The organism is Actinomadura sp. HBU206391, from assembly GCF_014323665.1.
Taxonomy (GTDB): domain Bacteria; phylum Actinomycetota; class Actinomycetes; order Streptosporangiales; family Streptosporangiaceae; genus Actinomadura_C.
In genome coordinates this window covers 79,603-102,195 of sequence record NZ_JABVEB010000007.1, presented here as the reverse complement: position 1 = coordinate 102,195, position 22,593 = coordinate 79,603, and the positions used below count along the sequence as shown (strand labels likewise).

Below are 22,593 nucleotides of genomic sequence, written 5' to 3'. Positions count from 1 at the left end.
GCCGGCGGTGCGCTCGCCGCGCACCGCCGGCGGACCACTCGGCCGGGACGGCTCGGTCAGACGTCGGTCAGACGTGACGGCGCCGGGCCGCGTCGATGAAGACGTGACCTTCCTCAGGGAGGAGGAAGCGCTGGCCCACCAGCCGGCGCACGACGTCCGCCACCTGCCGCCGGTAATCCTCGTCGTCGTAGTACAGCGCGTCGAGCTGGGCCTGGGTGAAGGGCCGGTGCGTGCCGTACAGGACGCAGAAGGAGTTCAGCGGATTGTCCAGGCTCGCCGGCGAGTTGATGCCGTCGCCCAGGGCGACCGGGACCTCCACGTCCGGCAGCCGGATGCCGCCCTGTGCGATGCCGTTCGGGTCACGCACCAGGTTCGCCGGCGGGCCCGGATCGGCGATGGCCAGCGGCTGGGCGACGCGAGGCGCGGTGCCCTTTCTCGCCCACTTGTCGAGAGCCTCGTACGCGGCATGGAAGACCGTCCAGGAGGTCACCTCGCTCGGCCCGGGGTTCGTGCAGTCGCGGGGTTCGGACGGCCCGAACTCGCGGTCGCGGATGCCGCCCAGCGTCGCCCGGAAGTCACGCGGGTCAGATCTGGTCGAATAGGCCGGGACGTGTGAGGCGCCCGCGATGTGCCAGGTTCGCAGGGTCGCGCTGTCCGGGGCGGTCCGGCTCGGCACGCCCGCACCGCGGTAGATGTCGTTCTCGGTGAAGACCCGCATGGCCTTGGTGCCGACACCGCCGCGCGGCGGCAGCGAGCTGTCGCCGATCGCGAGCAGGAAACCGTCGTAGACGTGCCGCAGCGGCTGGACGGTGTTGTAGTAGACGCCGAGGTAGCGGCCCGACTGGGACGCCCCGGCCGCGTACACGTGTGAGATGTCCAGGTCCGCGAGCGGGTTCCTTTTGCCTCTGCCCTTGGCCAGCTCGGCGATCTGCGTGTAGATGTCGAACGACTGCGAGTCGTCCAGCACGGCGCCGTTGTCGGTCAGGTCGAGTGAGCCGTAGCGCTGCGGGCTCCACTGCCTGAGCCCGCGCCCTGCCGTGGCGCCGGAGGTGGCGCCGTTCACTCCGACGCGCTGGACGGACGCTCCGATCCAGGTCCAGCCATGACGGACGAAGTAGTCCCCGCTGGTACCCCATTCGGTGTCGATGTCGTACCCGGCGGTGACGTTCTGCCAGTCCACGACGGCGATCCCGGCCGACTTGGACGGCTTCGCCGGACGGCGTACGACGATCCGCGTCGTGTAGGGCATCGCGCCGATCGGCGTCGCCGCCTGCTTCTGCTCGTCGACCGTCGGGTTGGAGTTGTACCGGGTGGCCGTGCCGGAGATGAAGAACTCCTGCTCCTCGTATCCGGCCTTCTTCAGGTCGTACGGCGTGGAGTAGAAGACGTAGTCGTGCGACGAGCCGCCGGGCTTCGCGTTCGACCGGATCGGGCCGGTGATCTTGGCGGGGCCGGCGGCGGGCGACGTCGTGGGCGACCCGCTCGCCCGTGTGTTGGCAGCTGACTTGGCAGGTGTCGTCGCCGGCTCGGACGCGACCGCCCCCGCAGCGGACGGCGCGGCGGACGCCGTCGCTGGAGCGGCGGCGAGCGCCGCGATGACGGTCATGACCAGGGAGACGAGAAGCGGTCTGTGTCGTCGGTCGGGTTGCAGGGACATGAGGTTCCCTTCGCCGGGGGTGACGGCCGCCCCCACATGCACGCTTGCGGTCGGTGGGGTTTCCAGATCGTAGATGATTCTAGATTCGGATACTAGAATTGGATTCCGTCACAACGGGAAGGGCGCGACATGCCACTCGACCACAACGCGATCGGTGTCGAATCGGCACCGTACGAGCGGTCCTGGACGTCGAAGGACGCGCTGCTGTACGCCGTCGGCGTCGGCGCCGGGGCCGGCGATCCCCTGAACGAACTGGCCTTCACCACCGAGAACTCGAGCCGCGTCGAACAGCGGGTGCTGCCGACGTACGCGGTGCTGCTGTCCCAGGTGCCCGGCGCCCGCCGCATCGGCGACTTCGACCCGGCGATGCTGGTGCACGCCGAGCAGGCGTTCGAGCTGCGCCGACCGCTGCCCGCCGAGGGTTCTGTGCGGGTGACGTCCAAGGTCACCGGTATCTACGACAAGGGATCGGGCGCGCTCGTCGTCAGCGAGGCGACGGCGGTCGATCCGGCCACCGGCGAGCCGGTCATCACCTCGCGCGGCTCGGCGTTCATCCGCGGCGAGGGCGGGTTCGGCGGCGACCGCGGGCCCCGCGACGACTGGGCGGTGCCGGATCGGGCACCTGACCACCGGGTCACCTACCTCACCCGGCCCGAGCAGGCGCTGGTCTATCGGCTGTCGGGCGACCGGAACCCGCTGCACTCCGACCCGGAGTTCGCCGCGCGCGCCGGGTTCGAGCGGCCGATCCTGCACGGCCTGTGCACGTACGGCGTGACCGGCCGGGCCCTGCTGCACACACTGGCCGGGTCGGATCCGGCTCGGTTCGCGGCGATGTCCGGCCGGTTCAGCAGCCCGGTCGTGCCGGGCGAGTCGCTGACCGTCTCGATCTGGGCCGACGGCGACGCCGCACTGTTCCGAACCACCAAGGAGGACGGAACGGTCGTCATCGACCGTGGACGCGCTACCTGCCTCGCTGCGTGAGTCAGGCCGGATCAGGCGGTCGCGCCCGGTCGTCGCCCGCGGTGAGCGGGTCAAGACGACGGATCAGACGGAGGGTGACCGCGGCCACGGTGTCGGCTTCGGCCTTGGTCTCACACGCGGCGATCTCGCGACCCGCCTCACCGATCACGGTGGTCAGCACCGCGACGGTGGCGCGGCCCACCGGGTCGGTGCCGGCACCGAGGAGGACGGCGTTCTGCCGTACCCACTCGCGGTTGCGGGTGCGGCGCGTCAGCTCGAACCCGGGCGGGCCGTCGCCGTCCATGAACAGCCGGACGAGGTCGCGCCGTTCCCACGAACCCCCGAGGAACGCCTGCGCGCCGGCGATGAACAGCTCCAGCGGATTGGTCTCGCCCGCCTCTCGCAGCGCGGCGACGGCGGCCGAGGCGTCCTCCTCGTGCGCGACCTGGTGGTCCTCGTAGAGCGCGAGGAACAGCTCGGCCTTGCCGCCGAAGTGGTGGTACAGGCTGCCGACACTGGATCCGGAGTGCTCCACCACATCGGCCACGCTGGCGTCGGCGAAGCCCCGCTCGGTGAACACCTCGCGAGCCGCCCCCAGGATCCCCCGGCGCGTCTCGGCCGTACGGCTCCATTGCCAGGCGTTCGCGCTCGGGCGGCTGCTCGTCCTGCGTGCCATCAGATCTTCGCCACCTTGCCGTCGGCCGTGTCCCCCTGATTACGGAACCGTATTCCAAAATTCTTCCACGCCGGTGCGGCGATCATGCCTGGCCACGGCCTTGACGAGGCACGATCGGGCAGCGCGAACGACTGCGAGATCACGGCAACGGGGGTGCGTGATCTCGCAGTCGTTCGTCGTGCGAGCGATAGGCCAGGGAGTGGTCAGTGCCGGTGCGGCGAGCCGGGCAGCCTGGTCGGCGGAGTCGTACCCGTCCTCTCGTCGCCATAGCTCAGCCAGGTGCCGATCGGCTTGCGCTGCCCGACACCCGGACGGCCGTAGTCACAGACGCCCTTGGCGAACGTGGCGCGCAGCTGCGCCCGCTCGGCCGCGGTGAACGTGACCGGGTAGTCCCTGAAGTCGAGCGGCTTCAGCGTGCACTTCATGACGTCCATGGAGAGCCTCTCCCCTGCCGCCATGCGCGTGTTCGCACCCACCGGGAAGCGCGCCCCGCACTGTCCGCCGGACGGGTACGTCAGAGTCTCGCGGATACGTTGGGTGGCCGACAGGTAGCAGCCGTCGCCGAGGTCGGCCGGCCGGTTCGCGAGCACCTTGTGCCGCATGTCGCGTCCCGACCGATCGGCGCCGATCGCGGACAGCCAGCGGTCCATGGCGTCGAGCTCGTACCGGGCGGCCGCGGCCGTCTCGGCCGGGGTCGGGGCGCTCGCGATGATGACCTGATTGCCGGCGGTGCCGCCCGCCCGCAGCAGCCGCTGGCGCATGACGAACGACCACTCGGTGGTGTGGATGTCGTTGCCGAGACCGGCCAGGTCGAGGTCGGTGCGCTGGTCGATGATGGGGGTCTGCCGCAGCCCCTGAGACGCCGAGTTGACGATGTCGTTGGCGTACACCGCGTTCAGCGCCTTCGGATCCGCGACGGTGCGCTGCGGCACGGGCTTGCCGGTGTGGTCCATGCCGCCGACGCCCGCGTTGAGGGCGGTGAACTGGGCCGGTGTGATCGTGCCCGCCTTCAGCGCGGCCAGCCCGTACTGCACGCCGGTGTTGTCCAGCGGGCTGCGGACGAACCCGGTCTTCGGGTCACGGCCGATCTGGTTGACCAGTTGCTCGGTGGAGTTGCACTTGACGCCGTTCGGATTGGTGACCGGGTCCCAGCGCACCGAGACCGGGATCGCCGCATTGCAGCTCTCCGTGGCGGTGGACCGGCTGGCGAAGGTCACGTCCCAGGAGACGCAGGTCGAATAGGTGAGGAAGCCGCCGATCGCGGTCTTCTGCGCCGTGGTGAACGACGCGCCGGGGCCGGCGAAGAAGCGGTTCAGCAGGCGGCAGTCCGAGACCGGGCCGGCCGTGCTCAGCGGGTCGGGGAAGGAGACGCCGGGGATGATGCCGTCCAGGATGCCGGGGTAGCTCTCGGCGATGTCGTACTGCTGGATGGCGCCGCCGGAGCCGCCCCAGCCGATGGTGTGCTCGACCGGGCCGTAGGTCTCGACGAAGTGCTCCTTGACCATCATCGCGGCCTCGGCCGAGATGATCGGGCTGCAGTTGTTGTCGAGCACGTTCAGGCTGGAGGACGCGACCGCGTAGCCCTGCCCGAGGAACAGGTCGTTCATGACGCCGCCGGTCCCTCTGCCCTGGTGGAAGCCGGAGTTGCAGCCGCCTCCGAAGGTGTAGACGAGCTTGTCGTTCCAGCCGCCGTCCGGCGTGACCGGCGAGGGTGCGGATCCGTCGTACAGTGCGGCGATCTCGTACACCGCGCGGTCGATCGTTCCGCGTTCGACCCGCACGATGTACGGCACCTGCTCGCCGTTCACCGTGGCGGTCGCGAGGTCGGCGGGCCGGGTGGACGGATCGGGCAGCGGCGCGAACGCGCCCGCCGTGGTGCGGTACTGGTAGACCACCTGGGTGGGCGCGCTGCAATGCGGCTGCTCGGCGGCCGGCAGTCCGTAGGCCTGCGTCTCGCAGTAGAAGGGGAGCTGCTGACTGCCGGACAGCACCGGCCCGGTGATCGGGTGGTTCGTGACGCGCAGAGTTGTGCTGCGGGAACCGGACTGCCTGGCCTCCAGGGTGTTGCGCCCCTCGCGCAGGCCGCTCACCAGCCCGAGGAGGCTGCCGTCGGACCGCTTGTGCAGGCCGGAGGTCACGTCGCGCCCGTTCGCGCTGACGGTGATCCGCTTGGCGTGGTTCCTCGCCGACGCGGCGACCCTGATCAGGACCTGACCTCCGCTGACGAGTTCCGGCCGTGGATTGGACACGGTCTCGATGGTCAGCCGTCCACCGTGGGACGGCGTCGTCGCGGCCGCCGTCCCGTACGTCAGCATCGGCACCGCCGCCGCGAGTGCGGCGACGACGATGGCCGAGCGCCATCTACGGTGTGCCACTGGCAACTCCGCTCGCTCATGACACCGCGAACGCGTCGCGGTGCCGGGACTCGTGGTCCTCCGCTCTGCGCGTCGCCACGAGTCGCCATGACGACGATGAGCGGAGCTCTATCTCCCGGTTCGTGGCCGCCGATCACTCATGACCAGAGTCGCTGCGGACAAGAACATCCCGCCGTCGCCGAGCGAGCATGACGCTGAGCTCAACACCGGGCACCTGCGTAAGTGCGAAGAGCATTCTAGAATGCTTTTCTAAAACCTGACCAGCCCCCCCGCGCGGGCTATGGCTCGGCGTCACCCATCATGATCGAAGCGTCACCGCATCGCCGGGAACGCCGGGGGCGCATCTCAGGTCGGCGTCGGGAGGCCGACGCGCGTCACGCCCAGGGACGCCAGGCGGCGGGGATCTCCAGCCCGAAGGGATCGGGCAGTACGACCGTCTCGCCGAACTCCCAGGTGTCCTGGTGGAGATGGCCGCCGGATGCCCCGTCGGGGATGGAGTAGAGGGTGATGCGCGAGACTCCGGGGTCGCGGTCGATCAGGAGGTAGTACGGGATCTCGGACCGGGCATACCCGTTCCACTTGGTGAGCTTCCGGTGCTCCCGCGGGCGACGGTCGTTGCCGGCGTTCGACGGCGAGGTCACCTCGACGACGAGCTCCACCTGATCGGGGACCACGTAGAGGACATCGGCGCGCTGGGCGGCCGCGAAAGTCTCCGTCTCCAGGAACATGAGATCGGGGATGTAGCCGTCCTGGACGCCGACGAGGTCGAGACCCGTGCCCTGGATGCATCTCCACGCGAAGGCAGGCTCGGTGACGCGGGCCTCGGCGACCCGGTCGACGACGTCCTGGATGATGCCGCCATGCCCGAAGGCCGGTGCCGGTGACACGACGATCTCCCCACCGATGATCTCGACCTGGTGCGCTCGTGGGGCAGATCGAGGTGGCCGTCCAGTTCGCCACGCGCTCACAGGGCGTACGGCGTGTCCGGCAACACGAGATTGAGGTGGGCCTCGACCGCGATGCTCACGTTCCGCAACTCATCCCTCACGATCTGCTCCGGTCATCGTAGGGAACCCCTACCGCCGAGCGTATCCAGAACGGCGTTTATGAGTGACGGGTGTTCCTTGCCGCCCCTCATGGGTCACTCTGGAGGCGCGAGACGCGGCCGGCGGGCCCGCTAGATCTGATCTGGCGGGATGCCGGGCCCGGACTCGCGCCTGTGGGGTGACCGCTGAGAGCCACAGGAGGCACCCGATGATCCAGAACGGAGCCACGGCCCCGCTGCGCGTGGCGGTCGTCATCGGCAGCACCCGCGAAGGCCGGGTCGGTGATGCCGTCGGCCGTTGGCTGACCACGCGGATCAGGCGGCGCGCCGACATCGAGCCGAAGGTCATCGATCTGGTCGACTTCGACTTCCCGTCCCGCTACCCGCATGAGGCGACGGGTCAGATGCTGGCTTTCACCGCACAGATCGGTGCGGCGGACGCGTTCGTCGTCGTCACCCCGGAGTACAACCACAGCTTCCCGGCGTCACTGAAGCAGGCGATCGACTACGCCTACGACGAGTGGCAGGCAAAGCCGGTCGGCATCGTCTCGTACGGCTACCGGTCCGAGGGCCTGTACGCCATGGAGCACCTGCGCACGGTCTTCGGTGAGCTGCACGCCGCGACGATGCGGAGCGGCGTGAGCATCAACCTCCTGAAGGACGGCTTCGACGAGCCGTCCGGCCTCTTGAACGACGGTTTCGACGAGCGCGGCCGACCACGAGAGGCGCAAGGCCCACGAGGTTCGGAATGCCCACGAGGTTCGGAATGCCCACGAGGTTCGGAATGCATCGGGCAAGAGGCCGACGCGATGCTCGACCAGCTCACCTGGTGGGGCCTCGCGTTGCGCGACGCCCGTGCGGCGCGCCCGTACGTGTCTTAGATCCCTTGAAGCGATGGAGAGGACAGATGATGAGCAGACCGACCGCTGACCTGGCGATCGAAACGTCGGGCCTGGTGAAGTCGTTCGGAAAGACACGGGCGGTGGACGGTGTCGATCTGACCGTGCCGGCGGGCACGGTGTACGGATTGCTCGGTCCCAACGGGGCAGGGAAGACCACCGTGGTCAGGATGCTCGCCACGTTGCTGCGTCCCGACGGGGGCCAGGCGCGGGTGTTCGGGCGTGACGTCGTCGCCGAGGCCGACGCGGTGCGCGGCCGGGTGAGTCTGACGGGGCAGTACGCCTCGGTGGACGAGGACCTGACCGGCACCGAGAACCTCGTGCTGCTGGCGCGGCTGCTCGGCTACGGCAAGCCGGCGGCCAGAGAGCGGTCGGCGGCGTTGCTGGAGGCGTTCGGCCTGACCGACGCCGCCGACCGCCAGATCAAGAAGTACTCCGGGGGCATGCGCCGCCGGATCGACATCGCAGCGAGCATTCTCAACACGCCCGACCTGCTGTTCCTCGACGAGCCCACCACCGGCCTGGACCCCCGCAGCCGCAACCAGGTCTGGGAGATCATCCGTGCGGTCGTCGCCCACGGCACCACCGTGCTGCTCACCACCCAGTACCTAGACGAGGCCGACCGGCTCGCCGGCCGCATCGCCGTGATCGACCATGGCAAGGTCATCGCCGAGGGAACCCCCGGCGAACTCAAATCCTCCGTCGGTGCCGGTGCCGTCCACGTACGGCTCCGCGACCCCCGGCAACGGCCCGAGGCCGAACAGGTCCTCACCCGCGCCCTGGAACGCGCACTCGCCGCACCCGTACAGCTCGACGCCGACCCCGTCGCCCTCACCGCCCGCGTCTCAGGCCACGAGACCGACCTCGCCGCAGCCGAGCAGGCCTCCCACGCGCTCGCCGAACTCGCCCGCAACGGCATCACCGTCGACGACTTCTCGCTCGGCCAGCCCAGCCTCGACGAGGTCTTCCTCGCCCTCACCGACCACCCCGCCACCCCCGGTCCGGACCAGTACGGACCCGACCAGAACGCCGCCGCCGCGCCCGCCGAGCCGGCCGCCACCGACAAGGAGACCGTGGCATGAGCACCGCCACCACCACGACCACGATCGAGGCGCCGGTCGCCGCCTACACCCCGTCGGCCGAGACCCTCGGCGCCGTGCTCGCCCTCGGAGAGCGCCCGGCACGCCCCAGCCCGCTGTCGGCCTCGCTGACCTTCGGCTGGCGCGCCATGCTCAAGATCAAACATGTCCCCGAACAGCTCTTCGACGTCACGGCCTTCCCGATCATCATGACGTTGATGTTCACGTTCCTGTTCGGCGGCGCTATCGCGGGATCGACCAGTGAGTACGTGCAGTTCCTGCTGCCGGGCATCATGGTGATGAGCGTCGTCATGACCACCATGTACACCGGTCTCGCCGTCAACACCGACATCGAGAAGGGCGTCTTCGACCGCTTCCGCACCCTGCCGATCTGGCGGCCCGCGCCCATGGTCGGCTACCTGCTCGGCGACGCCTTCCGCTACACCATGTCCGCGACGACCATCCTGATCGTCGGGCTCATCCTCGGCTTCCGCCCGGACGGCGGTCCCGTCGGAGTCCTCACCGGCATGGCGCTGCTCGTGGCGTTCTCCTTCGCCTTCTCGTGGGTGTGGACCATGTTCGGCCTACTGCTCCGCAGCGAGAAGTCGGTGATGGGCACCAGCATGATGGTGCTGTTCCCGCTGACCTTCCTCAGCAACATCCTGGTCGAGCCCGACACCATGCCCGGCTGGCTCCAGGTCTTCGTCGACGTCAACCCCATCACCCACCTCGTCGCCGCCGTACGCGGCCAGATGGCCGGCGACCCCGACGTCACCGCCATGACCTGGGTCCTGGCATCCGGCGCAGCGCTCATCGCGATCTTCGGAACGCTCACCATGCGCCTGTACAACCGCAAGTGACCGAGAAGAGCCGGGTTCGGCCGGCTCACTGACCACCTGGCGGCTCAGAGCCGCCAGGTGGTCTCGCCGTCCGGCCGGTAGGCGCAGGTCGCCCCGGTCGAGACGGTGGCGCGCAGGTGGGCGGCGAGTTCGGGGTGACGCTCGTCGAGCTTGCGCAGCGTGTCGCGGATGCGCGCGGTGACCGTCTTGCGGGCGCGCTCGGCCTCGTCGCCCAGCCGGCGGGTGCGCCCGGCCAGCCCGGCGGCGGCGCGCAGCTCATCGAGCAGCGCCTCGCGCTCGCGGTCGTACTCGGCGGCCCGGCGATCGTCGCCCAGTTCAGTGGCCCGGTCGATCTCCTCGTCCAGCCGGGTGAGGCGACGCCTGTACTGCGCCTTGGCCTCGTCGTCGAGCACGTCGTCGCCGCCCATGCGCCGCGCGGCCACGACGATCGCACCGCCTTCGGGATTCAGGAGCTGTACGGCCGGGATGTCCGTGCCCGGTCGTCCGAGCAGGAGATGCAGATCATGCAGGCCCTTGGCATCGGGCATGTGAACCCCGCGACCGCCGTACCGCAGCGACCAGACCTGACCGTCGAACCGGAACTCGCCGGCCTGCCGCCCGTCGGCGGCGACCGCGGAAGCCGTGGAAGCAGCCGACCCGGCGGCGGAGGCTGCGGGGACATCAGCCGAGGCCGTGGAACCCTCCGCGCCGGCGGGCTCGGCCCCGGCACGAATGTTCTTCACTCGCTCGACGATGTGCCGCATACCGATCTCGGCCGCCTCACGCCCCACCTCGTCGAGGAGCTCGGCCGCGGTGTCGGCGTCACCGGCGGAGCCGCGTGCCAGGAGTGCCTCGGCGAGCCGGCTCCGCGCCTCGATCGACCACGGCCGCGCCCGCAGCCGGTCGGCGGACCGGTAGGCGGCGGTGTATCCGTCGATCGCGTCGTCCCAGCGCTCCTGGGCGGCGTCGACGAGGGCCGACCACAGGTCCATCGGTCCGCTGATCTCGCACCCGTACACCGACAGCGCCCACTGGCCGGCGTACGGAGCCAGATCGGCGCGCGCCCGTTCGCACAGCTCCGGTTTCCGTGTCGCGGCCGCGACCTGGGCCTGGAACCTCAGCCACAGCGGCATGACACCACGCGGATACGGCTCATCGGCGTCCGCCAGCTCGGTGTAGTGCCGTAGCGCGACGTCGAGATTCCCTCCCTGCACCGCTGTGACGGCCTCCAGCAGGTGCGGGTAGGGAAGCCCGCGCTCGCCGAGTGATCGGTGCAGGGCCGCCAACTCGTCGTACCGGCCCTGAAGCAGCCAGAGCGCCCAGCGAAGGTGGTTGACCATGTCCACGACGCCGCCGTGATCGTCCTCGGAGAGCAGCACCGCCCGGTCGATGAGGGCCTCCGCCTCGGCGAAGCGGCCCTGCAGGCCGGTGATGATGCTCTGGTCGATGACCGAGGCGAACTTGAAGCGCGGAAGAGCCTCGCGTTCGGCCAGGGCGATGAACGCGTGGTACTGGTCGAGGTAGCGGGGGTCGCCCTGCTCCAGCAGTGCCACCCACCGCAGTGACGACGCGAAGTGCTCCATGTCGTGGTCGGAGATGCGGCGTGCCAGCTCGGTCATCTCATCGGTGAGCTCCTCCCGCTCGGCTGCGGTGCCCGGGCCCCAGATGACGTCATGGCGGGCCCACAGGCTGAAGGCGAGAGCCTCGTCGTCGCCCGTGCGCCGCGCCAGCCCGGCGGCGTGGACGGCCAGCTCCTGCGCGAGGCGGTCGAGCGGCAGCGGGCGGGGCGGGGCCGCGCCCCCGAGAACGAGCTTGCCGTGCGCCTCGGTCAGGAGGTCGGCCCGCAGCCGGCCCTTTTCGCCGCCGCAGTCCTCGTAGGAGTACAGGGTGAGCGCCACGCGCGCCAGCAACTCCTGGTCGTCGAGCTCGCGGCTGAGTGCGGCGGCGGCTTCGAAGGCCTGCCAGGCATCGCCTCGATCACCGGCGTGGAACAGCTCTCGGCCGAGATCGAGCGAGATCGTGGCCTGCCTTCGAGGTTCGAGCGCGTCGGCGCGTTCCAGTGCCCGGCGGTAGTGCCCGACCGACTCCTCCACGGCGAGCCGGCGGTCGGCGTCGCGTGCCGCGGCCAGCAGATGGTCCACCGCTCGGGCGGGTTCGAGGTCGTCTCCGGCGAGGTAGGCGTGCCGGGCCAGCTCGGCCGGCAAGACCCTCTCGGTGAGGGCGGAGGAACGGTCGATGGCTCGGACGGCGGCGGCGTGATGCCGGCGCGCCTGTGCCTCGTCGAGCGAGTCGTAGAGCGTCTCGCGGACCAGATCGTGCGCGAACGCGAACCGGCCGGAGCCGAGGGTCACCACGAGCCGGGCGGCCACCGCCTGATCGAGCAGCCGGTCGACCTGCGGAACGGGCGCCGCCGCGGTGCCCGCGAGCACCTGACGGTGGAACTCCCGGCCGAGCGTGGCCGCCACCGCGAGGATCCGGGCGACCGGCGCGGGCAGCAGTGACAACCGCCGCTGCACGGCGTCGCGCACGCCCGGCGCGATCGCGGTGACCGCGCTGCCGCTGAGCCACAACCGGGCCGTCTGCTCCACGAAGAACGGGTTGCCGCCGGTGCGGCGGTGCACCTCGGTGACCAGGTCGCCGTCCGGCTCGTGACCCGCCGTACGGGTCATCAGCGCACCGACCTCGTCACGGCTCAGACCCGTCAGCGTCACCGTCGTGGCCTTGGCCACCAGCGACAGCATCAACGGCCGCAGCGGGTGTTCGGCCGACTCCACCTCGACGTCCCGGTACGTGCCCACGAGCAGCAGCCGCTCGAACCAGGTGTGCCGGGCCGCGAACTCCAGCAGCTTGACCGACGCGGCGTCGGCCCAGTGCAGGTCGTCGATCACGACCACGAGCGGGCGGCTCTGCGAGACCGACACCAGCGCGGTGGTCACCGCGTCGTACAGCCGAAAGGCCTCGGCCGCCTCGGCGCCCGACGACTCTCCGAGCATCACCGACAGGCCGCCGCCCGCGGCCGACTCGGCCGCCGCCCATTCCTCGGGGGTGGCGCTCCGGCGCAGGCCCCGGACCACCTGAACCCACGGCCAGTGACCGGGCGCGCTCTCGGAGTCCCAGCAGGATCCGCTCAGTACCAGCGCGCCGAGCCGCCGGGCCTCGTCCATGGCCCCGGTGACCAGCGTGGTCTTGCCGATTCCGGCCTCTCCCGTGACGAGGAGCAGCCCACCGTGGCTGTCGGCCGCCCGGCCGATCTCAGCACGAAGAACACCGGCGGGATGGTCCCGCCCGATGATCGCAGGTGTCATTTCCGGCCTGCCGTCGCTCCGTGGGTGGACATGGCACACAAGAACGTATCGAACGGGTCGGACAGCGAGGGCTGAGCGCGCGAGACCGCCAGACCGCGAGATCCGGTCTGGCGCGCGCTAGTCCACGTCTCGCGCCTTCGGGGAAACGGCTGAGGATCCGGTCGGATCCGGTGGCCGAACGGCACCGAGAAAGGCACCCGAAATGTCCACGAAGATCTTCATCAACCTCCCTGTGAAGGATCTCGCCGTCTCCAAGCGATTCTTCTCCGAGCTGGGTTTCGCCCTCAACGAGGATTTCGCCGACGAGAACATGGAATGCGTGGTCGTCACCGCCGACATCTACGTGATGCTGCTGGTGGAGCCGTACTTCAAGACCTTCACCGACAAGGAGATCGCCGACGCCACCACGACGACCGAGGCGATCATGGCGCTGGGCGTCGACAGCAGGCAGCGGGTGGACGAGCTGGCCGACAAGGCCCTCGCGTCCGGCGGACGGCACGCCGATGACCCCCGCGACCTGGGCTTCCTGTACGGACGCAACTTCCAGGACCCCGACGGGCACCTGTGGGACGTCATCTACATGGACATGTCCGCGGCGCCCGAGCAGGCCTGATCCGTGCCCGCACCGACCACGCGGGGCCGGCGGCGGCTCGGAGACGACGACGCCGGCCCCCGCACGGTCGGACGTTCTGCTGAAAGGACATCCTGGTGAACGCTTCAAGATTTCGAACCTTCGCGTCCATGGCCGCGGTGACAGTGGTGGCGGCGCTGGCCGTTCCTACCGGTTCCGCCGCCGCCTCCGGCGACCGCGCAGAGACCGGCCGTGACAGGTCCGGCGCCTGGTCCGGCGCCTGGTCGGCCTCCCAGCACAAGCCGGCGGTCGGCACACCATGGGACGGCCCCAACTGGTCGATCCCGGGATTCACCGCCGACCAGTCGGTGCGGCAGGTCGTCCGGGTCACCACCGGTGGCTCACGGGTGCGGATCCGGCTGTCCAACCGGTACGGCACCGGTCCGCTGCGCGTCGCCGGGGCGACCATCGCCAAGGCCGGCCACGGCGCGGCGATCCGGCCCGGCACGGTACGCCGGGTGACCTTCGGCCGCTCGGCGTCCACGACGATTCCGGCCGGCCGCGATGCGACCTCCGATGCCGCGTGGCTGGTGACCGCGCCGCTGGAGAAGCTGACGGTCACGCTCTACTTCGCGAAGCCCACCGGGCCCGCCACCTTCCACGAGCTCGGATTGACGACGACCTACCGCGCCACCGGTGACCGCCGGTTCGACCAGGACGCCGGCGCGTTCGCCGGCGAGACCAGCCACTCCTGGTACTACCTGACCGGCGTGGACGTCGCCGGTGGAGCACACCGGGCCGACGGCACCGTGGTGACGTTCGGCGACTCCATCACCGACGGGTTCGGCTCCACACCTGGCGCCGACAACCGCTTTCCGGACGAGTTGGCCGAGCGGCTCACCGGCGCCCACAGGCCGATGGGCGTGCTCAACGCAGGGATCGGCGGGAACATGCTGCTCACCGACTCGCTCTGCATCGCCGGCGAGAAGGGCCTCACGCGGTTCGCCCGCGACGTGGCCGACCGGCCCTCGGTACGCTCGGTGATCGTCTTGCTGGGCACGAACGACATCGGCCTCGGCGATCGCGACTTCGGCTGTGGTGCGTTCCCCTTGATGACCGCGCCACGGCTCATCGAGGGGCACCGGGCCCTGATCCGCGCCGCGCACTCCCGTGGCATCAAGATCATTGGCGCTACCCTGCCGCCGTTCAAGGGCGCCGAGCCCTACTACGACGAGGCCGGAGAACACGAGAAGGTCCGCGACGCCGTCAACCAGTGGATCCGCCACAGCGGCGAATACGACGCGGTGGTCGACGTCGACAAGGTCCTCGCCGACGCCGGCGATCCGGACGCGCTGTCGCCCGCCTACAACTCGGGAGACAACCTGCACCCGAACGACGCCGGCATGAAGGCCATCGCCAGGGCCATCGATCCGCGCACGCTCTGATGCTCCTGCTGATCCGCTTGTTGATCGCAGGCCATACCCCCTGGGCCATCCCCGCGGCGCCGACGCCGCGGGGATGGCCCAGGGCATCGATCCCCAGTACATCGGTCACCGGTACATCGGTCACCGGCCGGGTCACCAGGGGCCGCCGCCGGTGACGACGTGGGCGACGGCCATGCCGCAATAGGCGGCGCCGAGGCCCGCGGCGATGGATCCGGCCACGTTCAGCACCGCGTAGGCGCGGGCGCCCCCCTCGGCCAGTCGCAGGGTCTCGTACCCGAAGGTCGAATAGGTCGTGAGCGCTCCGCAGAACCCCGTGCCGGCCAACGCCATCAGGCCACTGCCGGCGGGCAGGGCGGCCAGGAACCCCAGCAGCGCCGACCCCGCGACGTTGACGGCGAACGTGCCCCAGGGGAACGCGCTGTCATGACGTGTCTGCACCATCCGGTCGGCCACGTACCGCAGCGGCGCACCCACCGCGGCGCCGAGCGCCACGAGCAACAGTGTCATCGGGTCCCCTGCCCGCCGGGCTCCGCGGACCGTCCTCCATAGCGGATCACCCGCACCGGATCGATGATCGCCAGGCCCTCCAGAACGAGCTCGTCGAGCTCGGGCAGGAAGGAATTGATCTTGTCCTCCGTGTCGACGATGACGACCGCGACGGGCAGGTCGTCCGACAGCGACAGGATCCGGGTGGTGTGGATCCGGCTCGACGCTCCGTAACCCTCGATGCCGCGCAGTACGCTCGCCCCGGCCAGGCCGGCGGCATGGGCCCGATGCACGATCTCGTGGTAGAGCGGCCGGTGGTGCCACTGGTCGGTCTCGCCGACGAAGACCGTCAGGCGGACGGCCGGGCCTTCCAGCTTCATCACCGCTCCCTCCCATGTCCGCCGTCACGGTGGACTCTCTCAGCGACCCTGTGCCCGGCGGCGGCCTGACCATCGCCCGCGGAGATCCAGGGCCTGCGGTGCCGGCGGGCGATCAGCCGGGTCACCCGGTCGCCGGCGTACACGGCGGCCAGCGCGGTGACCACGGTGCCCGCCAGGTAGGCCACCGCGACGCCAGGCGACCCCGAGTCCACGCCGCGCTGGACGTCGACGATGTAGGTGGAGAAGGTGGTGAACCCGCCCAGCACCCCCACCCCGAGGAACGGGCGGGCCGGCGCGGGCGCCTGCCACACCTCGGTGATCGCGAACATCAGGGCGCCGATCAGCAGGCAACCGGACACGTTGATCAGGAACGTCGCCCACGCGAACGAACCGGGCGCGGCGGGGAGGGCGACCGACAGGCCGTGGCGGGCCAGTGCCCCGAGCGCCCCGCCCGCCGAGACGGCCGCCAGAGTGGCCCACGGCACGCGGCGCGTCGGCCGGCTAGGGCCCCGAGGGCCGCCGGACTCGCGCGCCGACACGCCGTCGGGCGATCCCGCCGGACCGCGCGGACGGCCGGTGTTCGCGGGAGTGATGGGGTCGGGCATGGTGCCTCCTACCAGAACGACGAATCCCTGGTAGGGACCGTTGGCGGAACACCGCGGTCGTCCCCGGTCACGGGGGCGGCGGGCCCCACCGCCGCGGGCCCCGCACTCGGGGACCTGTTCGCGATTCTACCGAGGCCAGGGCCGCCGGGAGGACTCGGTGATCTCGTTCACCGGTGTCCTTGGGCCAGGCGGGCGGCGCGGGTCTGCAGATAGTGCTGTTCGGGACGGCTGGTGGTACGGCGGGCTGCGGCCTGGTAACAGGCCCGGGCCGCGTCGTGGTCACCGGTCATCTCCAGCAGGTGCCCGCGCACCGCGTCGAGGCGATGGTGCCGCGCGACGCGCGAGTCGGCGTCGAGGGTCTCGAGCAGGTCGAGCCCGGCCTGTGGGCCGTCGACCATCGCGAGCGCGACGGCGTGGTTGAGCGTGGTCATGGGGTTGGGTGAGATGCGAGACAGCAGCCGGTAGAGGACGAGGATCTGCGGCCAGTCGGTGTCCTCGGCGCGTGCCGCCTCGGCATGGATCGCGGCGATGGCCGCCTGAAGCTGGTACGGGCCGAGCGGTGTACCGGAGAGCGCGCCGGTGACGAGGGCGACGCCCGCACGGATGTACTCCCGGTTCCAACGATCCCGGTCCTGTTCGGCGAGCGGGATCAGAGTGCCGTCCGGCCCGGTGCGCGCCGTCCGCCGCGCGTCGGTGAGGAGCATGAGCGCGAGCAGCCCGGCGACCTCGCCGTCGCCCGGCAGCAGCCGGTGCACCGCGCGGGTGAGCCGGATCGCCTCACCGGTCAGCTCGCGACGTTCCAGGTCGGGGCCCGAGGAGGTGGTGTAGCCCTCGTTGAAGATCAGGTAGAGCACGTGCAGCGCCACCCGCATCCGGCCTGGCCACTCCGGTTCGGGCGGCATGCTGAACCGGGCGCCGGCGGCCTTGATGCTCTGCTTGGCCCTGCTGATGCGCTGGGCCATGGTCGCCTCCGGAACGAAGAAGGCGTGCGCGATCTGCGCGGTGGTCAGGCCCCCGACGGCGCGGAGGGTGAGCGCGATCTGAGAGGCCGCCGACAGCGCGGGATGGCAGCAGAGCAGCAGCAGTGTCAGCGTGTCGTCCCGGTCCGGTGGTGGTTCGTCGTCGGCGGCGGGCGCGAGAAGGGCGTCGGCCGGCAGGCGTTCGGCGGCGGTGACCTCCCGGTCGTGGCGCGCGTGGTCGCTGCGCCACTGGTCGACCAGGCGGCGCGACGCGACGGTGATCAGCCAGCCTCGCGGGTTCGCCGGCACGCCCTGGTCGGGCCACTGGACGGCGGCGGCCAGCAGCGCCTCCTGCACCGCGTCCTCGCAGGCGTCGAACTGCCCGTGTCGGCGTACGAGCGTGCCGAGGACCTGCGGCGACAGCTCGCGCAGCAGATCCTCGACGTCGGCGTGCGCCGTCATGACCCCACGTCGCCGGTGTCCAGGATCGGCCGCACCTCCATGGCGCCGTAGCGGGCGTCCGGCCAGCGCGCGGCGATCTCGGTCGCGCGCTCGAGGGTCTCGCACTCGACCACGCAGTAGCCGGCCAGCTGCTCCTTGGCCTCGGCGAAGGGCCCGTCCGTGGTCGCCGGGACGCCGTCTCGCACTCTGACCGTCCTGGTGTGCGCCGGCTCGGCCAGCGCCTCGCCGCCGACCCACTCCCCCGACTCGGCCAGTTCGCCCATGAGGACGTCGACCTCTCGCATCAGCCCGTCGATGTCCTGCGCGGCCAGCGATTCGGGGTTGTTGTAGATCAAAAGCATGTATTTCATGGCTTAATCCTCACGTTTCGGCACCTGGACTGCGGCAGAGACTGCGGATGTTAGGCAGCGCCTCAGCGGGGTGGCAAGCCGAGAGCCGTCCCCGTCCGCGGGATCAGATCTTCTCCGCGAACATGCGACACCGATGTCGAGAACCTCCCGGCCGCTCCGACCGATCTGCGAAGGGCGCTCACACCGGGCGCCCACCGACGCGACCAGAGGAGCCCGACATGGACACAGGCACCGCGACCGGGGCCGGGCGGCGGGAATGGATCGGGCTGGCCGTGCTCGCCCTGCCGACCCTGCTCATATCGATCGACGTCTTCGTCCTGCTGCTGGCGCTGCCGCACCTGAGCGCCGACCTGGGTGCGAGCAGCACACAGCAGTTGTGGATCATGGATGTCTACGGATTCATGCTGTCCGGCTTCCTGATCACGATGGGCACTCTGGGCGACCGGATCGGCCGCCGCAGACTGCTGCTGATCGGCGCGACCGGGTTCGCCGTCGCCTCGGTCCTGGCGGCCTACTCCACCGGTCCCGGCATGCTGATCGCCGCCCGCGCGCTGCTCGGGATCGCCGGCGCGACGCTGGCGCCCTCGACCCTGGGGTTGATCAGCAATATGTTCCGCGACCCCAGGCAGCGGGCCGTCGCCATCAGCGTGTGGCTCGTGTGCTTCATCTCCGGCGCGGCCATCGGCCCGCTGGTCGGCGGGGCGCTGCTGGGCCACTTCTGGTGGGGCTCGGCGTTCCTGATCGGTGTGCCGATCATGGCAGTGCTGCTGGTGACCGCGCCGACGCTGCTGCCTGAGTACCGCGACACCGCGGCCGGCCGGCTCGACCTCACCAGCGTCGGCCTGTCGCTGGCGTCCATCCTGCCGTTCATCTATGGCGTCAAGGAGCTGGCCAAGAACGGCTGGCAGACCGTCCCGGTCCTGGCCGTCGTCGCCGGTGTCGCCATGGGCGTGGTCTTCGCGGCTCGTCAGCGCACGCTGGCCGACCCCCTGCTGGACCTGCGCCTGTTCGCGGACCGTACGTTCAGCACCGCGCTGGGCGGCTTGATGTTCGGCACGATGCTGATGGGGGCGATCATGTTCTTCATCACGCAGTACCTCCAGCTGGTGCAGGGGCTGTCGCCGCTGCGGGCGGGCCTCTGGATGCTCCCCGGGACGGCCGGATCGGTCGCGGGCTTCCTGCTGTCCCCGCTGATCGCGCGTCGGATCCGCCCGGCCTACCTCATCGGCGGCGGCCTGGCCGTCTCGGTGGTCGGCCTACTGATCATCGCGCGGGCCGACACGGTCTCGGGGCTGGCGGCCGTGGCGGCCGGGTTCGCCGTCATCAACCTCGGCGCCGGTCCGCTGGTGACGCTCGGCACCGACCTGATCGTCGGATCCGTCCCGCCCGCCAAGGCCGGGTCGGCGGCCGCGATGAACGAGACCAGCGGGGAATTCGGCTTCGCACTCGGCATCGCCGTCCTGGGCAGCCTCGGCACCCTCCTCTACCGCAGCGAGATCAGCGACGCCATTCCCGCCGGTGTCCCGGCCGACGCGGCCAAGGCCGCCCGCGACACCCTGGCGGGCGCCACCACCGCGGCCGAGCAGCTGCCGGCGGGACTGGGCGCGCAGTTGCTCGGCCCCGCCCGTGAGGCCTACACGAGCGGAATGCACACGCTCGCGGCCGTCAGCGCCGCGCTCCTGGTCGTGGTCGCCCTCCTGACCGTGACCCTGCTGCGGCACGTACGGCCCAGCGGCGAGGCGGCCGAGGCCGGGCCCGGCGAACCGGCGGAGCCAGAGCGGGCCGAGGCCGGGGGGCCGGCCGACGCCGGGGGGCCGGCCGACGCCGGGGGGCCGGCGGAGGCCGTACATGCCACCGCCTGACCCTCCCGGCCACCGCGGGTCACCGGTGATCGCGAACCTTCGCCCGCAGGTTCTGCAGATGCTCGGTGGCGACCGCCACGAGGATCAGCGCACCTGTGAGGATCTGGAGCCAGAACGGATCGATGCCGAGAAGCGTGCCGCCGTTGTCGAGCGTGCCCACGATGAGGGCTCCGACGAGCGCGCCGAGAGCGGTGCCACGGGCGCCGAACAGGCTGGCGCCACCGATCACGCAGGCCGCGATGGCCTGCAGCTCGTAGCCGGTGCCCGCGGTGGGCACGCCGTTGCCGAGCCGCGAGGCGAGCAGCAGGCCCGCGAGAGCGGCGAGGAGGCCGCTCAGCGTGTAGGCGCTGATCTGCACCGCGCGCACCGGCACACCGGTCAGCCGGGCCGACTCGGCGTTGGAGCCGACCGCGTACAGATAGCGGCCCCACACCGTACGCCGCAGGAAGAACGCGACCGCCACCGTGACGGCCAGCATCACCCAGGTGAGGTTCGCGATTCCGAGCATCGACCCGCCGGCCAGTTCGGAGAAGCCGTCCGGCAGCGGCTGAACGGTCCGGCCGTCGGTGATGAGCAGGGTCACGCCGCGCGCGATCCCCATCATCCCCAGGGTCACGATGAAGGGCGGCAGCCGCACCACGGCGACCAGCACGCCGTTGATCAATCCGGCCAGGGCGCCCACGGCCAGCGCGAGCAGCACCCCCCACAAGATCGGCAGCCCACCGGTGGTCTCGAACACCGCCTTGGCGGCGACGACTCCGGCGATGCCGACCACCGAACCGACCGACAGGTCGATCCCGGCAGTGATGATCACTATCAGCTGGGCCGCGCCGAGAATGGCGTAGATGGAGACCTGGCGGCCTAGGTTGTCGAGGTTGGTGCCGGTGAGGAATGTATCGGTGGTCAGGCTGAGCCCGAACGCCAGCACCAGGAGGACGGGGATGCCGCCGAGCCCCCTGCTGAAGATCTGCCCCAGCCCGAGGATCTCGTCGTCACCCGGCTCGGGGCGCGGGCTCCGGCCGCGGCTCTTGCTCGGCGGTGCGGTGGTGACTTCGGTCATCGGTGCTCCACTGGTTTCACATCATCGAGTACGGACGCGGCGCCGCCGCTGGGGCTGGCCAGGCGGAGCACCTCCTCTTCGGTCGCCTCGGCGGCGGTGAGCTCGGCGACGAGGCGTCTTTCCCTGACCACGACCACCCGGTCGCACAGGCCCAGCAACTCGGGCAGGTAGGACGAGACCACGACGATCGCGAGGCCGGCCGCGGCCAGGTCGGCCACGATCCGGTAGATGTCGGCCTTCGCGCCGACGTCCACGCCCTTGGTCGGTTCGTCGAGCAGCAGGACCTTCGCGTCGAGCGCCCGCCACCGGGCGATCAGCACCTTCTGCTGGTTGCCGCCGGACAGCGACGACACCGGGTCGGACCAGTCGCCGAAGCGCAGCCGCAGCCCGTCCGCCGCGGTCTCGACGTGCCGCCGCAACCTGGCCCGGTTCACGAGGCCACGGGAGCCGGCGGTCCGCCAGCCGGCAATGGCGATGTTCTCCTCGATGCTGAGCTGGGGCAGCAGCCCCGACTCCTTGCGGTCCTCGGTCAGCAGCCCGATGCCGCGCCGCGACGCCGCCCGGGTCGAGCCGGCCGGTACGGGCCGTCCGTCCACCAGCACCTGGCCGCCGCTGACCGGGTCGGCACCGAACACCGCGCGCAGCAGTTCGCTCCGGCCCGACCCGAGGAGCCCGGCGAGACCGACGATCTCACCGGCGCGCACGGACAGGTCGGCGGGTTCCGGGAAGCCCGGCGGGCGCAGACCGCGTACCTCCAGCCGCGTTTCTCCGGCCTCGCTGCGCTGGCCCGGGTAGAGGTTGGAGATCTCCCGGCCGACCATCGCCGCGATCAGCGAGTCCTCGTCGAACTCCGCCACCGGGCCGGTGGCGACGTGGGCGCCGTCGCGTAGCACCGTGACCGTGTCGCCGATCTCGAAGATCTCCTCCAGCCGGTGGGTGACGTACAGGACGGCCACGCCGCCCGACCGCAGCGTGGAGATCCGGCTCAGCAGGGCCTCGGCCTCTTCGGCCGACAGGGCCGTGGTCGGTTCGTCGAAGACGACGACCTTGGCGCCGCCCGCCAGCACCCGGGCGATCTCGACCAGTTGCCGCGTAGCCGTGGGCAGCACGGCCACGGGCAGATCGAGGTCGAGGCCGGTGAGTCCGACCCGGTCGAGCATCGCCGCGGCCGCCTCTCGCTGGCGCCGCCGGTCGACGATCCCGGCACGCGACGGGAACGCGCCCATGCACAGGTTGTCGACCACCGTGAGCTGAGGCAGCAGGCTGAGCTCCTGGTAGACGACGCCCACCCCGGAGGAGCGGGACTCGGCGGGAGTGACGTTGCGCCGCACCTGGCGGCCCTCGATCTCGTAGTCGCCGGCATCGCGCTGTACGGCGCCGGTGAGGATCTTGATCAGGGTGGACTTGCCCGCGCCGTTCTCACCGGCGAGGCAGTGCACGGACCCCGGATAGAGGTCCAGATCGACACCGTCGAGCGCCCGCACCGCGCCGTACCGCTTGCTGATCTTGTGGAGGGTCAGCACCGGCGGAACCTCCGGCGTCATGGTGTCCGGAGCCGCCGTCTGGGACGTCGGCATC

19 protein-coding genes are annotated in these 22,593 nt (G+C 70.8%); 7 read left to right on the top strand and 12 right to left on the bottom strand.

Annotated features, from left to right (window positions below):
* Positions 1–67 precede the first annotated feature (67 nt).
* Positions 68–1,606, bottom strand: a complete 1,539-nt coding sequence (locus HKK72_RS05715; protein ID WP_187233166.1) for an alpha/beta hydrolase domain-containing protein — start codon at positions 1,604–1,606, stop codon at positions 68–70.
* A gap of 180 nt (positions 1,607–1,786) precedes the next feature.
* On the opposite strand from HKK72_RS05715, the gene HKK72_RS05710 reads away from it, so the two are divergent.
* Positions 1,787–2,638: a MaoC/PaaZ C-terminal domain-containing protein gene (locus HKK72_RS05710; RefSeq protein WP_187233165.1), complete on the top strand. Its 852-nt coding sequence runs from the start codon at positions 1,787–1,789 to the stop codon at positions 2,636–2,638.
* Between the two features lies 1 nt (position 2,639).
* Here HKK72_RS05710 and HKK72_RS05705 read toward each other — a convergent pair whose 3' ends face one another.
* The 3 genes from HKK72_RS05705 to HKK72_RS05695 all read right to left on the bottom strand — a co-directional run bounded on the left by HKK72_RS05705 (position 2,640) and on the right by HKK72_RS05695 (position 6,636).
* Positions 2,640–3,293: a TetR/AcrR family transcriptional regulator gene (locus tag HKK72_RS05705; protein ID WP_187233164.1), complete on the bottom strand. Its 654-nt coding sequence runs from the start codon at positions 3,291–3,293 to the stop codon at positions 2,640–2,642.
* A gap of 203 nt (positions 3,294–3,496) precedes the next feature.
* A complete protein-coding gene (locus HKK72_RS05700) occupies positions 3,497–5,668 on the bottom strand; it encodes a DUF6351 family protein (RefSeq protein ID WP_187233163.1) in 2,172 nt (723 codons plus the stop codon).
* Between the two features lie 374 nt (positions 5,669–6,042).
* On the bottom strand, positions 6,043–6,636 hold the full coding sequence (locus HKK72_RS05695) for a Uma2 family endonuclease (RefSeq protein WP_187233162.1): 594 nt from the start codon (positions 6,634–6,636) through the stop codon (positions 6,043–6,045).
* 286 nt (positions 6,637–6,922) lie between these two features.
* On the opposite strand from HKK72_RS05695, the gene HKK72_RS05690 reads away from it, so the two are divergent.
* Genes HKK72_RS05690 through HKK72_RS05680 form a run of 3 tightly spaced genes read left to right on the top strand, consistent with a single transcriptional unit; the run spans position 6,923 to position 9,551 of the window.
* Positions 6,923–7,594, top strand: coding sequence for an NADPH-dependent FMN reductase (locus tag HKK72_RS05690; RefSeq protein ID WP_187233161.1), 672 nt, complete (start codon positions 6,923–6,925; stop codon positions 7,592–7,594).
* A 29-nt stretch (positions 7,595–7,623) separates the two neighbouring features.
* The gene (locus HKK72_RS05685; RefSeq protein WP_187233182.1) at positions 7,624–8,694 is read left to right on the top strand and encodes an ATP-binding cassette domain-containing protein; all 1,071 of its coding nucleotides are present in this window, start codon (positions 7,624–7,626) and stop codon (positions 8,692–8,694) included.
* Positions 8,691–9,551, top strand: a complete 861-nt coding sequence (locus HKK72_RS05680) for an ABC transporter permease (RefSeq protein WP_187233160.1) — start codon at positions 8,691–8,693, stop codon at positions 9,549–9,551. Before HKK72_RS05685 ends, HKK72_RS05680 begins: the two co-directional genes overlap by 4 nt.
* A gap of 44 nt (positions 9,552–9,595) precedes the next feature.
* On the opposite strand, the gene HKK72_RS05675 is transcribed toward HKK72_RS05680, so the two are convergent.
* Complete coding sequence (locus tag HKK72_RS05675) at positions 9,596–12,835, bottom strand: ATP-binding protein (RefSeq protein WP_187233159.1); 3,240 nt, start codon at positions 12,833–12,835, stop codon at positions 9,596–9,598.
* A 202-nt stretch (positions 12,836–13,037) separates the two neighbouring features.
* Here HKK72_RS05675 and HKK72_RS05670 point away from each other — a divergent pair, with 202 nt between their 5' ends.
* Together HKK72_RS05670 and HKK72_RS05665 are read left to right on the top strand one after the other, a co-directional pair.
* Positions 13,038–13,448, top strand: coding sequence for a VOC family protein (locus tag HKK72_RS05670; protein WP_187233158.1), 411 nt, complete (start codon positions 13,038–13,040; stop codon positions 13,446–13,448).
* Positions 13,449–13,576: 128 nt separating this feature from the next.
* Complete coding sequence (locus HKK72_RS05665) at positions 13,577–14,851, top strand: SGNH/GDSL hydrolase family protein (RefSeq protein ID WP_187233157.1); 1,275 nt, start codon at positions 13,577–13,579, stop codon at positions 14,849–14,851.
* Positions 14,852–14,983: 132 nt separating this feature from the next.
* Here HKK72_RS05665 and HKK72_RS05660 read toward each other — a convergent pair whose 3' ends face one another.
* The 5 genes from HKK72_RS05660 to HKK72_RS05640 form a co-directional block, all read right to left on the bottom strand.
* Positions 14,984–15,358 carry a fluoride efflux transporter FluC gene (locus tag HKK72_RS05660; protein ID WP_187233156.1) on the bottom strand — a complete coding sequence of 125 codons (375 nt, stop codon included), beginning with the start codon at positions 15,356–15,358 and terminating at the stop codon, positions 14,984–14,986.
* Positions 15,355–15,717 carry a DUF190 domain-containing protein gene (locus HKK72_RS05655; protein ID WP_222720366.1) on the bottom strand — a complete coding sequence of 121 codons (363 nt, stop codon included), beginning with the start codon at positions 15,715–15,717 and terminating at the stop codon, positions 15,355–15,357. Before HKK72_RS05655 ends, HKK72_RS05660 begins: the two co-directional genes overlap by 4 nt.
* The gene (locus tag HKK72_RS05650) at positions 15,717–16,322 is read right to left on the bottom strand and encodes a fluoride efflux transporter FluC (protein ID WP_187233154.1); all 606 of its coding nucleotides are present in this window, start codon (positions 16,320–16,322) and stop codon (positions 15,717–15,719) included. Before HKK72_RS05650 ends, HKK72_RS05655 begins: the two co-directional genes overlap by 1 nt.
* Before the next feature lie 167 nt (positions 16,323–16,489).
* On the bottom strand, positions 16,490–17,743 hold the full coding sequence (locus HKK72_RS05645; RefSeq protein ID WP_187233153.1) for an RNA polymerase sigma factor: 1,254 nt from the start codon (positions 17,741–17,743) through the stop codon (positions 16,490–16,492).
* Entirely contained in the window at positions 17,740–18,093 is a 354-nt protein-coding gene (locus HKK72_RS05640) for a YciI family protein (protein WP_187233152.1), read from the bottom strand. Before HKK72_RS05640 ends, HKK72_RS05645 begins: the two co-directional genes overlap by 4 nt.
* A 218-nt stretch (positions 18,094–18,311) precedes the next feature.
* On the opposite strand from HKK72_RS05640, the gene HKK72_RS05635 reads away from it, so the two are divergent.
* A complete protein-coding gene (locus HKK72_RS05635; RefSeq protein WP_187233151.1) occupies positions 18,312–19,955 on the top strand; it encodes an MFS transporter in 1,644 nt (547 codons plus the stop codon).
* A gap of 19 nt (positions 19,956–19,974) precedes the next feature.
* Here the strand turns inward: HKK72_RS05635 and HKK72_RS05630 are convergent, their stop codons facing one another.
* Entirely contained in the window at positions 19,975–21,015 is a 1,041-nt protein-coding gene (locus HKK72_RS05630; RefSeq protein ID WP_187233150.1) for an ABC transporter permease, read from the bottom strand.
* Entirely contained in the window at positions 21,012–22,592 is a 1,581-nt protein-coding gene (locus HKK72_RS05625) for a sugar ABC transporter ATP-binding protein (protein ID WP_222720365.1), read from the bottom strand. Before HKK72_RS05625 ends, HKK72_RS05630 begins: the two co-directional genes overlap by 4 nt.
* Between the last annotated feature and the right edge of the window lies 1 nt (position 22,593).